This is a genomic window from Paraburkholderia tropica (assembly GCF_014171495.1).
Classification (GTDB): domain Bacteria; phylum Pseudomonadota; class Gammaproteobacteria; order Burkholderiales; family Burkholderiaceae; genus Paraburkholderia; species Paraburkholderia tropica.
On sequence record NZ_CP049135.1, the window covers coordinates 1,636,610 to 1,649,556 of the forward strand.

A 12,947-nucleotide genomic window follows, 5' to 3' on the forward strand; every position below is an offset into this window, starting at 1 on the left:
TCGGCGCTCGCGCGACGTCCGCGACCATCCGCAACGAATTCCCGTTTCATCGACAGCCGCGCGAGCGGTGTGCCAGGGCAACTGATGACCGTTCGACTCGACTCTGTTTCCACTCCATTTCCGCAAGTGCGCCTGACGCTGCGCGCCGCCATCGCGGCCACGGCGTTCGCGCTGGCTGCGGCAACCGGCGCGGCGCACGCGCAAGGCGGCGCGGCCCAGGCGGGCAGCGCGGCGACGGCCGCGACCGGCGCATCGGCCGCTGCGGCGGGCGCTTCGGCTGCGTCGGCGGCGCTGCCCGTGGTCGGCCAGTACACGGTCCATCCGGGGCAGTCGCTGCACGACGTGGCCGTGGATCTCACGCAGTCGCATGACAAGACGGTGCTCGCGCGTGCGAGTTCGGCGCTGTTCGACGCCAATCCCAACGCGTTCATGAAGCATGACCCGAGCCGCCTGAAGGTCGGCGCGATGCTCAATGTGCCGGGTACGCCCGACATGGCGTCGGCGGGCGCGGCTTCGGCTCCGGCCGCCCCGGCCACGACCGCCAGCGCGCCGGCTGCCGCGACGGCACCCGCAAGCGCGGCAACCGCCACGACGTCGACGCCGAATACGGCGGCTGCGACTGGCGCGACTGCTGCTGCGGCTTCGGCGGTGGCCACGGCGAACGCGGGTGCGAGCGCGGCGACGGCGGCGACCGCAGCGACCGCAAGTAATGCCGCGTCGAGCCCGGCAACGGTGGCTGGCGCTGCGAGCGAAGCGGCAGGCGCTTCGGCCCCCGAAACGGTATCGGCATCGGCGGCGACGGCGACGGCGGCATCGGCTGCGGGCGCTTCGGCTGCCCTCGCGTCGGGCGCCTCGGGCGTCGATCAACATTCGTTCAGCGGATCGGTTCAGGCCGCTTCGGCGGCGTCCGCAGCATCCGCGCCGGTTTCGGTGTCGAGTCTCCAGCAACTGCTCGCGCTCAAGAATCGCGTGCTGATGGCCCTGCAGCACGGCATCGGCAAGCCGGCGCAAGTTGCCGGTGGCGCGAACGGTGCATCGGGCGCGCAGCACGCGCCCGCTGGCGCACAGGATGCGCAACAGCCGGAAGTGTCGCCGGTGACGCTCGGCATCGTGGCGGCGATCGTGCTGGCTTTCGTCGCGCTGCTCGTGCGTCTGTTGATGCGCAAGCGCCGCAAGCCCGCAGCGGCAGCAGATGCGCCGGCGGCTACGGAAACGCCGGTCGCGCCGACCGCACCGGTCGCACCGCCCGCAGGCACGGAAGCCGACGCCGACGTGCCCGTGCTCGACGAGCCGCTGACGCTCGCACCCGCCGCCACCGCGGCTGCGGCGGCCGGAGCGGCCGCGTACGCGCAAACTCACACGGACGCCGACGCGGCGCTCGATCACGCCACCGACGCTGCGAGCCTGTCCGCTGCTGCGGAGCTGGGCGCCGACGCCTTGCCGCCGACGCTGTTCGACAAGCTGGAGCCCACGCAAGCGCACGGCCCCGACGCGCTGCGCGAAGACCGCGCGGAGCACGGCACGCATCCGCAAGGCGTGGCGCCGGGTGAACCGGAAACGCTCGCCGACGCCACCGACGCCGCGAGCTTCGCCGCGGCCGCGGAACTGGGCGCATCGGCGCTGCCGCCGGAAGGTCTGGCCGCGCAGCGCACGGTCGGTGAAATGGACGAGCACGCGCGCCGCGCCGAGGCCGAGCCGCACCCCATCGAAATGACGATGCCGGGCGAGGACCCGACTCACTCCGAGACTCACGACCAGCCGCTCGCGACCGAAGCCACCGAAGCGGAAGGCGAGCCCGCACCGTTCGCACCGCACGCGCGCGAACCGCAGCCGCTCGAATTGCGCATGCCCGGCGATCCTGAGCCCGAGCCGGCTGCGCCCGCAGAACCCGTTGTTCCCGCAGTTTCCGCAGAAGAATCAATGCCCTACCAAGAAGTCCCGCAAGAGTTTCCGAAAACCGCAGTCGATGCGCTCGGCAGTATCGAAATGTCGTTGCCGCCGCGCGTGGAAGTGCCGGATGCGCCGGCCATGCCCGATTTCCCGTTCACGACCGAACCGTCCGCCACGTCGGGCGCGACGCTCGGTCAGCCCCTGCCGTTCGGCCAGCCGCCCGCGCCGCTCGCCGGCCAGGCGATCGAAGCCGGTACCGCGGGCATCGGCTCCATCGCGGGCCTGGGCGCGCCGCGTTTCGGCACGCTTTCGCTCGATTTCGACCTGAACCTGCCGCCGGATTCCGCCGAGCCGCTGCCGGTTTTCTCGCCCGATCAACTCGCGCGCATCGCCCGCAACAAGCTGGATCTCGCGCACGAATACATCGCGCTGGGCGATCTGTCGGGCGCGCGTGCGCTGATCAACGAAGTGATCGAGTCGAGCGACCACGCCACGCGCGCCGACGCGCAGGCGCTGCTGTCGACGCTCTCGCCGCTGTCCTGACGCCTGCCGCATGCGAATCGCGTTAGGCATTCAGTACGACGGCGCCGCGTTCTGCGGCTGGCAATCGCAGCCGCACGGCAAGACCGTGCAGGACGCGCTAGAGCGCGCGCTGCGCGAGTTCGCCACGGTGCCGCTCTCCACGGTGGTCGCGGGCCGCACCGACACGGGCGTGCACGGGCTGGGCCAGGTCGTGCATTTCGACACCGATCTCGATCGCACCGATTTTTCGTGGGTGCGCGGCACCAATGCGTTCCTGCCGTCGACGGTCGCGGTGCAGTGGGCCAAGCCCATGCCCGAGGCTTTCCACGCGCGGTTCGCGGCCTTCGAGCGCACCTATTACTACGTGCTCTACGTGCACCCGGTGCGTTCGCCGATGCTGGCGGGCCGCTCCGGCTGGATTCATACGCCGCTCGACGTCGACGCGATGCGCGAGGCGGCCCAATGCCTGATCGGCGAGCACGATTTTTCGGCGTTCCGTTCCTCGGAGTGCCAGTCGAAGACGCCGGTCAAGCACCTGTACCAGATTGACATCCGGCCGCAGGGCGACTTCATCCACTTCCGATTCCGCGCCAACGCGTTCCTGCATCACATGGTGCGCAACCTGATGGGCTGCCTCGTGGCGGTCGGGCGCGGGCGCTATCCGGCCACGTGGATGGCCGAGGTGCTGGCGGGACTCGACCGCGGCAAAGCCGCGCCGACATTCATGCCGGACGGCCTGTATCTCGCCCAGGTAGGCTATCCTGACGAGTTCGCGGTACCCGCGCCGCATACGGCGAGCGTGCCGTGGAGCGCGATCTGGGACGATCCGGCCTGATGCCGCAGCGTCGCAATCGCACGCAAGTTCGCTCAAATCCGCACAAGCTGCCTTTAACCACCGAGATTTCAACGAGCCTCAAGTCATGACGCAAGCCGAGCCAGTCGATCAGGTCGATCAAGCCGAGCGCGCCGCGCATCGCACGCGTATCAAGCTGTGCGGGCTGTCCACGCCCGAGGCGGTGGACCGGGCGATCGACCTCGGCGCGGACGCGATCGGTCTCGTGTTTTATCCGCCCAGCGCGCGTTCGGTGAGCATCGCGCAGGCCGTCGAGCTGACGCACGACATTCCGCCGTTCGTCTCGGTCGTGGGCCTGTTCGTGAACCCCACGCCGCAATGGCTCAGCGAAGTGGCGAGCAACGTCTCGCTCACGCTGCTGCAATTCCACGGCGACGAAACGCCCGCACAGTGCGAGTCGCTGGCGGCGGTTGCCGGTTTGCCCTGGTTGCGGGCGTTGCGAGTGGCGGCGGATACTCGGCAGACCGATTTGGTAGAATCGGCGAATAGTTATTCATCAGCCAGCGGCCTCCTGTTCGACACCCATGTCGACGGTTACGGCGGTGGCGGGAAGGTCTTCGATTGGTCACTTATCCCCGCAGGGCTCGCGCGTCGGGCCGTTTTGAGTGGTGGCTTGAACGCGCAAAACGTCGGTGATGCGATTCGCCAGGTGCGTCCGTACGCCGTCGATGTCTCCAGTGGCATCGAGGTACCGGGCGCGAAGGGCGTGAAAGATCACGCCCGTATGGCGGCGTTCGTGCGCGCAGTGCGCGAAGCGGACGCGGGATAATTTTCTGGACCGGCAAGTCCTTGCGCAACGCAAGGCACCATCCGGTCGGAGCGAGTGACTTATGTACAATTTGCCAGATGAACGTGGCCATTTCGGCCAATATGGCGGCGTGTTCGCTGCCGAAACCCTCATGCAGGCGATCGACGAACTGCGCGACGCCTACGCGAAATACAAGGACGATCCCGACTTCCGCGCGGAATATGAGCGCGAGTTGAAGCATTTTGTCGGCCGTCCGTCGCCGATCTATCACGCGCAGCGCTGGAGCGAAATGCTCGGCGGCGCGCAGATCTATCTGAAGCGCGAAGACCTCAACCACACCGGCGCCCACAAGGTGAACAACGTGATCGGCCAGGCGCTGCTCGCCCGCCGCATGGGCAAGCCGCGCGTGATCGCCGAGACCGGCGCGGGCCAGCACGGCGTGGCGACCGCCACGATCGCGGCGCGCTTCGGCATGGAATGCGTCGTCTACATGGGCGCGGAAGACGTGCGCCGCCAGGCCGCCAACGTCTACCGCATGAAGCTGCTGGGCGCGACGGTCGTGCCGGTCGAGTCGGGCTCGCGCACGCTCAAGGACGCGCTCAACGAAGCCATGCGCGACTGGGTCACCAACGTCGAAAACACCTTCTATATCATCGGCACCGTCGCGGGTCCGCACCCGTATCCGATGATGGTGCGCGACTTTCAGCGCGTGATCGGCGACGAATGCCGCGTGCAGATGCCCGAAATGACCGGTCGCCAGCCCGACGCGGTGATCGCGTGCGTGGGCGGCGGTTCGAATGCGATGGGTATCTTTTATCCGTATATCGACGAAAGTTCGGTGCAGTTGATCGGCGTCGAGCCGGCCGGCGACGGCATGGAAACGGGCCGTCACGCGGCTTCGCTCGCAGCGGGCACGCCGGGCGTGCTGCACGGCAACCGCACCTATCTGCTCCAGGACGAGAACGGCCAGATCATCGAGACGCATTCGGTGTCGGCGGGTCTCGACTATCCGGGCGTCGGTCCCGAGCACGCGTGGCTCAAGGACAGCGGCCGCGCGCAGTACGTGACGATCGACGACGAGGAAGCGCTCAAGGCTTTCCACGACTGCTGCCGCATCGAAGGCATCATTCCGGCGCTCGAATCGAGCCACGCGCTCGCGTACGCCGCGAAGCTCGCGCCCACGCTGCCCAAGGACAAGGTTCTGCTGGTGAACCTGTCGGGCCGCGGCGACAAGGACATGCACACGGTCGCCGAGCGATCGGGCATCCAGTTCTAGGCGCCGGGAGCGACACCAGCGATGCGTGACGAGTTCGACGAGCCGACCCTGCCGGCCGCCACAGGCGAGACGGGCGAAGTGAGCAGCCGGACGGCGGAGCAGGAAGCCGCCGCGGCGCTGGCTCACGCCGCCGCTTTGCCCGCGGCGGCGGTGTCCGTGGTGCCGCCGGCAGTGCCCGACGGCATCCGGCTCCTGAACCGCGATTTTCTGACCGATGCGGCGAATTTGCCCGATGCCTCGATCGACCTGATCGTCGCCGATCCGCCTTATGGGCTCGGCAAGGACTACGGCAACGACTCCGATATGCGTTCGGGTGAGGACTTCCTCGCCTGGACGTATGGCTGGCTCGATCTGGCGATTCCCAAGCTCAAGGCCAGCGGCTCGCTCTATGTGTTTTGCACGTGGCAGTACGCGCCCGAGATCTTCGTTTATCTGAAGTCGAAAATGACGATGATTAACGAGATCGTCTGGGATCGTCGCGTACCCAGCATGGGCGGCACCACCCGCCGCTTTACCTCCGTGCACGACAACATCGGTTTCTTCGCGGTCTCGAAGGAGTATTACTTCGATCTCGATCCCGTCCGCATCCCGTACGATGCCGCCACGAAGAAGGCGCGTTCGCGCAAGTTGTTCGAAGGCAGCAAGTGGCTGGAGCTCGGCTACAACCCCAAGGACGTCTGGTCGGTCTCGCGGCTGCATCGGCAGCACGCGGAACGTGTCGATCATCCGACCCAGAAGCCTTTGGAAATCGTCGAGCGCATGGTGCTCGCGAGCTGCCCGCCGGGCGGCCGCGTGCTGGACCCGTTCATGGGCAGCGGCACCACGGCAGTCGCTTGCGCGCGTCAAAAGCGCGAATTCGTCGGCTATGAAATCAACGAAAGTTACTGCGCGATCGCGCGCGAACGCGTGAGCGCGGCAGCTGCCGCGTCCGCTGCCCGCGCCACGGCTGTCGCGGCCGGCGCCTGAGGCGCCGCCGCCGCCGTCGGTCTGCGACGCGCGGTATCCATTGAGATTGAGGACCCTGAAATGTCCCGTATCAAAACCACGTTCGAGGCGCTCGCCGCCGCCAGCAAGAAAGGCCTGATCCCGTTCATGACGGCAGGCGACCCCGATCCGGCCCGCACGGTCGAATTCATGCACGCGCTCGCCGCCGGCGGCGCGGACGTGATCGAACTCGGCGTGCCGTTCTCGGACCCGATGGCCGACGGCCCGGTGATCCAGCAGGCGTCGGAGCGCGCGCTCGCGAAGGGCGTCACGCTCAAGAGCGTGCTGGCCGACGTCAAGCGCTTCCGCGAAACCGACAACAGCACGCCCGTCGTGCTGATGGGTTACGCCAACCCGATCGAGCGCATGGGCGCCGACGCTTTCGCGGCCGCCGCGAAGGACGCGGGCGTGGACGGCGTGCTGGTGGTCGACTATCCGCCCGAGGAATCGGTGGAATTCGCCGCGAAGATGAAGGCGGCCGACATCGATCCGATCTTCCTGCTCGCGCCCACGTCCACGGCGGAGCGCATCGCCGAAGTGGGCCGCGCGGCCAGCGGCTACGTCTATTACGTCTCGCTCAAGGGCGTGACGGGCGCGGCGAATCTGGACGTCGCGAGCATCGCGAGTAAAATCCCGGCGATCAAGGCGGGCGTGCCGCTGCCGGTTGGCGTGGGTTTCGGCATTCGCGACGCGCAAACCGCCGCCGCGGTGGCTGAAGTGTCCGACGCCGTGGTGATCGGCAGCCGCATTGTCACGCTGCTCGAACAGGCGCCCGCCGACTCGGCCGCCGAGGCGCTCACGCAGTTCATCGCGGGCATCCGCGCGGCGCTCGACGCGCTGTCGGACAACGCGAAATGAGAGTGCTGTAAAATCCACTTTTCGCCATGCGCGGTCGGGGTCGGAACCCGGTCGGTTTTACCGGTCGGGTCAGCTCGATCCGCCGCGCCCGCGCATCACGAAGGTCAAGGAAGAAAATACATGAGCTGGCTCGATAAACTGCTGCCGCCCAAGATCAAGCAAACCGATCCGAAAAGCCGCAAGAGCATTCCGGAAGGTCTGTGGATCAAGTGCCCGAAGTGCGAAGCGGTCCTGTACCGCAACGACGTCGAAGCGAACCTCCACGTCTGCCCGAAGTGCGACCACCACATGCGCATCAATGCGCGCGAGCGCCTCGACGGCCTGCTCGATCCGGAAGGCCGCTATGAGCTCGGTCAGGAAATCGTTCCGGTCGACGCGCTGAAGTTCAAGGACAGTCGCAAGTACCCCGATCGCATCAAGGAAGCGATGGACGATACGGGTGAAACCGACGCGATGGTCGTCATGGGCGGCGCGATCCACACGCTGCCCTGCGTGGTCGCCTGCTTCGAGTTCGCCTTCATGGGTGGCTCGATGGGGTCGGTGGTCGGCGAGCGTTTCGCACGCGGCGCGCAGACCGCGCTCGAGCAGCAAGTGCCGTTCATCTGCTTTACCGCTTCGGGCGGCGCGCGCATGCAGGAAAGCCTGCTGTCGCTGATGCAGATGGCCAAGACCACGGCCATGCTGACCAAGCTCTCGGAAGCCAGGCTGCCGTTCATTTCGGTGCTGACCGATCCCACGATGGGCGGCGTGTCGGCGAGCTTCGCGTTCCTCGGCGACGTGGTGATCGCGGAACCGAAGGCGCTGATCGGCTTCGCCGGCCCGCGCGTGATCGAGCAGACGGTGCGCGAGAAGCTGCCGGAAGGCTTCCAGCGCGCGGAATTCCTGCTGCAGAAGGGCGCTATCGACATGATCGTCGACCGCCGCAAGCTGCGTGAGGAAATCGCCCAGCTCATGGCGCTGCTGCAGCGCCAGCCGGCCGACGCCGTGGCGTAACGACCGGGCGATAGACCGGGCGAAAACCGCCGTCATCCGCACTCAAGCCAACGCGCCGCGAGCGAAAGCAAGCGGCGCGTTGTCATTTCCGCGATAATGCCGTTCTTTCGTGGCGGATCGTTCGCGCGAGATCGCGGTCGAATAGAGGATGTTCGATTGCGGTGCGCGCGGGCAGGACGCCGCGCCGCGTGTCCGCTGTTTGTTGTTTGCGCCGTCATGGCACAGCAGCAGTTGTCCGGCCTTCCATTCGAATCGTTTCACATCGCGTATTCATGAGCACCTTTCCCACTCTCGACGCGTGGCTCACGCATCTCGAAACCGCGCACCCGGTCGGCATCGACATGGGCCTCGGCCGCATCACCCAGGTCAAGGAGGCGCTGAAGCTCCAGTTCGAGTGTCCGATCTTCACCGTCGGCGGCACGAACGGAAAGGGCTCGACCTGCGCGATTCTCGAAACGATTCTGCTTAAGGCCGGTTATCACGTGGGCTGCCACACGTCGCCGCATCTGCTCTCGTTCAACGAGCGCGCGCGCATCGACGGCGAACAGGCCAGCGACGCCGATCTGCTGCCGCACTTCGAGGCCGTGGAAGCCGCGCGCAACGCGCTGCCCACGCCGGTTTCGCTCACGTATTTCGAGTTCACGACGCTGGCGATCATGCATCTGTTCGCTTCGCGCGGGCTCGACGCCGTGATCTTCGAAGTGGGCCTGGGCGGCCGCCTCGACGCCGTGAACGTGCTCGACACCGACTGCGCGATCGTCACGAGCATCGACCTCGATCACACCGAATATCTCGGCGACACGCGCGAGAAGATCGGCTTCGAAAAGGCCGGCATCTTCCGCGCAGGCAAGCCCGCGATCTGCTCGGACCCGCTGCCGCCGCAAACGCTCATCGACCATGCTGAGTCGATCGGCGCCGATCTGTGGCTCTTCGGCCGCGATTTCCGCTTCGAAGGCTCGCCGGGCAGCGAGCGCCAGCAATGGAGCTATGTGGGCCGCACGCAACGCCGTTCGGCGCTCGCGTATCCGGCGCTGCGCGGTGCGAATCAGCTGATCAATACCTCGGCCGCGCTCGCCGCGCTCGAAGCGATGCGCGACCGCGTGCCGGTTTCGGCGCAGGACATCCGTCTGGGTCTCGCGAACGTGGAATTGCCGGGGCGCTTCCAGGTGCTGCCGGGCAAGCCCGCGATCATTTTCGATGTCGGCCACAATCCGCATGCCGCCGCCGTGCTCGGGCAAAATCTCGGCAGCATGGGCTATTTTCCGTACACTTACGCGGTATTTGGCGCCATGCGCGACAAGGACATCGCCGGCGTGATCGGCCATCTGAAGGGCGAAATCGACCACTGGTGCGTGACCGATCTGCCGCTGCCGCGCGCGGCGTCCGCGCAACAGCTCGAAGACGCGCTGCGCGAGGCCGGTGTGGAAGACAGCGCAGACAGCAGCATCACGCATTACGAATCGCCCGCCGCTGCATTTCAAGATGCGCTAAAACGAGCGACTGAAAATGATAGAATTATTGTTTTCGGGAGTTTCTTGACCGTCGCCGGCGTCATGGCCTGGCGAAAGTCACAGCAGCACTGAACGCGCGGCGAATCTACGCCACCACGGCAAGCACCACGCAGACAGGCCAAAAGCAGCCATACATGGGAATTTTCTCGTTCGGCAAGAAAGACGAGGCGCCCCGCCGACGCGGCGCCGATGCCGGCTCCAGCCGACGGAGCAGCCAGAACACGCGCGTTGAGCGGCGCAGCCGCCGCACGGACCGGTCCGCCGACGCCGAGGCCATGCTCCTCGATCCCACCTTGCCGGAGAAGCAGCGCGCGCGCCGCCGCCTGGTCGGTGCGATCGCGCTGGTGCTGGCCGCCATCGTGATTCTCCCGATGGTGCTCGACTCCCATCCGAAGCCCGTCACCGACGACATCGCGATCGACATTCCGAGCCATCCCGCGCCCAAGGGGGCCGCTGCCCCGCGCGCGATGACGACGACGATACGCAAGCCGGCGTCGCGCCCGACAATCCGCCCGCGCCGGGCGCGTCGAGCCTCGCTGCGGCGTCCGCGCCCGCAGCCGCACCGGCGGTGAAGGCGCCGTCCGTGCAGACCGCACAAAGCGCGCCGGCGCAGACGCAAGCCCAGCCCGCCCAGCAGCAAACCGCCCAAACCGCGCAAGCGCAGCCGAAGCCGGCCGCGAAGCCCGCGCAATCTGCTGCTAATAACGCGACCAATAGCGCGACCAACACCGCAACCGGCAGCGCCAAAACCGCAACCGGCAGCGACGATTCCGGCGCGCCCGCCGCGCCGCCTGGCGCGCGTTTCGCGGTGCAACTCGGCGCGTTCAGCAGCGACGCGGCCGCGAATAAATGGGTCACGAAGTTGAAAGCCGCGGGTGTACCCGCATATACCGAACAACGCAAGGATGCCGACGGCACGACGCGCACGCTGCTGCGCGCCGGCCCGTTCGCCGACCGCGCGGCCGCCACGGAGGCGATCGCGAAGGTGCGCGGCGCGGGTCTGACGGCCGGTTCGAACGCGAACGCGGAATAAGCCGCCGATGTTCACGGCATTCGACTACGCTGTAATGGCGGTGATCGGTTTGTCCGCGCTGCGCGGTGCGTGGCGGGGATTCATCGGCGAAATTTTTGGCCTGATCGGCTGGATTGCGGCGTTTATCGTGGCGTGCCGCTACGTGGACCGCGTGGTGCCCTGGATTCCGGCGCATTTGCCGGGTCAGGCGCTCACCCAATGGCTGATCGCCTTCGCGCTGATCGTGATCGGCGTGGTGCTCGTGGCCGGCGTGGCGAACGCGCTGCTCGGCCGGTTGGTGCAGGTGAGCGGATTGTCCGGCGTGGACCGTTCGCTCGGGTTGTTGTTCGGCCTCGCGCGAGGCGTCGTGCTGGTGCTGATTCTCGTCGTCCTTGGCGGACTGACCGAGCTGCCCCAGCAGGACTTCTGGCGCAACGCACTGCTGCGGCCTTATGCCGTGCAGGGCGTGCACGAACTGAAACCCATGTTGCCCGATACGCTCGCGGCCTACGTTCACGTCTGATCATCAGCTGATCGGTTGTGACAGGGCCCGGGATTGTCAGGCGGCGCTGCCTCGCGGCACTCCGGCCGGACTCGACCGGCCGCCGCGATCCGACTGTTCGCGAGCTGTTACCGATTTCGCTTTTTTGAAGGACCTGCCATGTGCGGCATCGTAGGCGTAGTTTCCCGCTCTCCCGTCAACCAGCTCCTCTATGACGCGCTGCTGCTCCTGCAGCATCGCGGTCAGGACGCGGCCGGCATTGCCACCGCGAACGGCAGCACGTTCCACCTCCATAAGGCCAACGGCATGGTGCGCGACGTGTTCCGCACGCGCAACATGCGTAGCCTGCCCGGCACCTGCGGCATCGGCCAGGTGCGTTACCCGACGGCCGGCTCGGCGTCGAGCGAAGAAGAGGCCCAGCCGTTCTACGTGAACGCGCCGTTCGGCCTGATCCTCGCCCACAACGGCAATCTCACGAACTGGCAACAGTTGAAGGAAGAGATGTTCCGCGTGGATCGCCGCCACGTGAACACTAACTCCGACACCGAAGTGATGCTCAACGTGCTCGCGCACGAAGTGCAGCTCGCGACCACCGGTCTGCAACTCGACCCGGCCGCGCTCTTCAAGGCGGTCTCGGGCGTGCATCGCCGCGTGCGCGGCTCGTACGCGATCGTTTCGCTGATCGCGGGCTACGGCCTGCTGGCGTTCCGCGACCCGTTCGGCATCCGTCCGCTGTGCATCGGCAAGATCGAAACGCCGGAAGGCACGGAATGGATGGTGGCGTCGGAGTCGGTGGCGCTCGAAGGCATCGGTTTCGAGTTCGTGCGCGACGTGGAGCCGGGCGAAGCGGTGTTCATCGATTTCGACGGCAACCTGCATTCGCAGCAATGCGCCGAGAAGCCGAAGCTCAACCCCTGCATCTTCGAACTCGTGTACCTCGCGCGTCCGGACTCGGTGCTCGACGGCGTGCCGGTCTACAACGCGCGTCTGCGCATGGGCGACTATCTCGCGGAGAAGATCCAGCGCGAACTGCCCGACGTGAAGATCGACGTCGTGATGCCGATTCCCGATTCGTCGCGCCCCGCCGCGATGCAGGTGGCGAACAAGCTCGGCGTGGAATACCGCGAAGGCTTCTTCAAGAACCGCTACGTGGGCCGCACCTTCATCATGCCGGGCCAGGCGATGCGCAAGAAGTCGGTGCGCCAGAAGCTCAACGCGATGGGCATCGAGTTCAAGGGCAAGAATGTCCTGATCATCGACGACTCGATCGTGCGCGGCACGACCTCGCAGGAAATCGTGCAGATGGCGCGCGATGCGGGCGCGACCAAGGTGATCTTCGCCTCGGCGGCGCCGCCGGTGAAATTCCCGAACGTCTACGGCATCGACATGCCCACGCGCGGCGAGCTGGTCGCGCATGGCCGCACGGACGAAGAAGTGGCGCGCATCATCGGCGCGGATTACCTCGTGTATCAGGACGTGGAATCGCTCAAGCAGGCCGTGCGCGACATCAATCCCGAGATCGAGGAATTCGAGGCATCGTGCTTCGACGGCGAGTACATCACCGGCGACATCACGAGCGCCTATCTCGACAAAATCGAAACGGCGCGCCTCGCGCCGCAGGCGCAATCCGACCGCGACGCCGCGAGCGACGCGCAGGACGGCGGCTCGCGCTCGCAATTGCATCTGCAACTGTCGGTCGAATGAGTTGCGCGACGGGAAACGCCTGTGCGTTTCCCGTGTTAGCATGTGGGCTTGCGTCGATTTGATCTCAGCTTGCGGACGCGGGGCAACCCAAAAC

The 12,947-nt window shown here is 66.7% G+C and carries 11 protein-coding genes and 1 pseudogene; 11 read left to right on the forward strand and 1 reads right to left on the reverse strand.

Features of this window, described 5'->3' with window-relative positions:
* The first annotated feature begins 84 nt into the window (after positions 1 to 84).
* The 7 genes from G5S35_RS22110 (at position 85) to accD (ending at position 8,124) form a co-directional block, all read left to right on the forward strand.
* Complete coding sequence (locus G5S35_RS22110; RefSeq protein ID WP_183039011.1) at positions 85 to 2,433, forward strand: FimV/HubP family polar landmark protein; 2,349 nt, start codon at positions 85 to 87, stop codon at positions 2,431 to 2,433.
* A gap of 10 nt (positions 2,434 to 2,443) precedes the next feature.
* Complete coding sequence (truA, locus tag G5S35_RS22115) at positions 2,444 to 3,247, forward strand: tRNA pseudouridine(38-40) synthase TruA (RefSeq protein WP_183039012.1); 804 nt, start codon at positions 2,444 to 2,446, stop codon at positions 3,245 to 3,247.
* An 85-nt stretch (positions 3,248 to 3,332) separates the two neighbouring features.
* Positions 3,333 to 4,034, forward strand: coding sequence for a phosphoribosylanthranilate isomerase (locus tag G5S35_RS22120; RefSeq protein WP_065060006.1), 702 nt, complete (start codon positions 3,333 to 3,335; stop codon positions 4,032 to 4,034).
* Between the two features lie 61 nt (positions 4,035 to 4,095).
* Positions 4,096 to 5,289 carry a tryptophan synthase subunit beta gene (gene trpB / locus G5S35_RS22125; protein WP_074982629.1) on the forward strand — a complete coding sequence of 398 codons (1,194 nt, stop codon included), beginning with the start codon at positions 4,096 to 4,098 and terminating at the stop codon, positions 5,287 to 5,289.
* A gap of 21 nt (positions 5,290 to 5,310) precedes the next feature.
* Complete coding sequence (locus tag G5S35_RS22130) at positions 5,311 to 6,255, forward strand: DNA-methyltransferase (RefSeq protein ID WP_183039013.1); 945 nt, start codon at positions 5,311 to 5,313, stop codon at positions 6,253 to 6,255.
* Between the two features lie 60 nt (positions 6,256 to 6,315).
* Positions 6,316 to 7,131, forward strand: coding sequence for a tryptophan synthase subunit alpha (gene trpA, locus G5S35_RS22135; RefSeq protein ID WP_065060003.1), 816 nt, complete (start codon positions 6,316 to 6,318; stop codon positions 7,129 to 7,131).
* 120 nt (positions 7,132 to 7,251) lie between these two features.
* On the forward strand, positions 7,252 to 8,124 hold the full coding sequence (accD, locus tag G5S35_RS22140) for an acetyl-CoA carboxylase, carboxyltransferase subunit beta (protein ID WP_065060002.1): 873 nt from the start codon (positions 7,252 to 7,254) through the stop codon (positions 8,122 to 8,124).
* 42 nt (positions 8,125 to 8,166) lie between these two features.
* Here the strand turns inward: accD and G5S35_RS22145 are convergent, their stop codons facing one another.
* The gene (locus G5S35_RS22145) at positions 8,167 to 8,385 is read right to left on the reverse strand and encodes a hypothetical protein (protein ID WP_065060001.1); all 219 of its coding nucleotides are present in this window, start codon (positions 8,383 to 8,385) and stop codon (positions 8,167 to 8,169) included.
* 11 nt (positions 8,386 to 8,396) lie between these two features.
* Here G5S35_RS22145 and folC point away from each other — a divergent pair, with 11 nt between their 5' ends.
* From folC to purF, 4 genes and pseudogenes are all read left to right on the forward strand, one after another.
* Positions 8,397 to 9,707, forward strand: coding sequence for a bifunctional tetrahydrofolate synthase/dihydrofolate synthase (folC, locus tag G5S35_RS22150; protein WP_176080119.1), 1,311 nt, complete (start codon positions 8,397 to 8,399; stop codon positions 9,705 to 9,707).
* Positions 9,708 to 9,769: 62 nt separating this feature from the next.
* Positions 9,770 to 10,668, forward strand: a pseudogene (locus G5S35_RS22155) (SPOR domain-containing protein).
* A gap of 7 nt (positions 10,669 to 10,675) precedes the next feature.
* The gene (locus G5S35_RS22160) at positions 10,676 to 11,170 is read left to right on the forward strand and encodes a CvpA family protein (RefSeq protein ID WP_065059998.1); all 495 of its coding nucleotides are present in this window, start codon (positions 10,676 to 10,678) and stop codon (positions 11,168 to 11,170) included.
* Between the two features lie 138 nt (positions 11,171 to 11,308).
* Positions 11,309 to 12,853, forward strand: coding sequence for an amidophosphoribosyltransferase (purF, locus tag G5S35_RS22165; RefSeq protein WP_065059997.1), 1,545 nt, complete (start codon positions 11,309 to 11,311; stop codon positions 12,851 to 12,853).
* Positions 12,854 to 12,947 lie beyond the last annotated feature (94 nt).

Coding starts and splice junctions, on each gene's coding strand:
- purF (WP_065059997.1), top strand. CDS start 11,309: ATGTGCGGCATCGTAGGCGTAGTTTCCCGCTCTCCCGTCAACCAGCTC.
- G5S35_RS22110 (WP_183039011.1), top strand. CDS start 85: ATGACCGTTCGACTCGACTCTGTTTCCACTCCATTTCCGCAAGTGCGC.
- accD (WP_065060002.1), top strand. CDS start 7,252: ATGAGCTGGCTCGATAAACTGCTGCCGCCCAAGATCAAGCAAACCGAT.
- folC (WP_176080119.1), top strand. CDS start 8,397: ATGAGCACCTTTCCCACTCTCGACGCGTGGCTCACGCATCTCGAAACC.
- truA (WP_183039012.1), top strand. CDS start 2,444: ATGCGAATCGCGTTAGGCATTCAGTACGACGGCGCCGCGTTCTGCGGC.
- G5S35_RS22160 (WP_065059998.1), top strand. CDS start 10,676: ATGTTCACGGCATTCGACTACGCTGTAATGGCGGTGATCGGTTTGTCC.
- G5S35_RS22130 (WP_183039013.1), top strand. CDS start 5,311: ATGCGTGACGAGTTCGACGAGCCGACCCTGCCGGCCGCCACAGGCGAG.
- trpA (WP_065060003.1), top strand. CDS start 6,316: ATGTCCCGTATCAAAACCACGTTCGAGGCGCTCGCCGCCGCCAGCAAG.
- G5S35_RS22120 (WP_065060006.1), top strand. CDS start 3,333: ATGACGCAAGCCGAGCCAGTCGATCAGGTCGATCAAGCCGAGCGCGCC.
- trpB (WP_074982629.1), top strand. CDS start 4,096: ATGTACAATTTGCCAGATGAACGTGGCCATTTCGGCCAATATGGCGGC.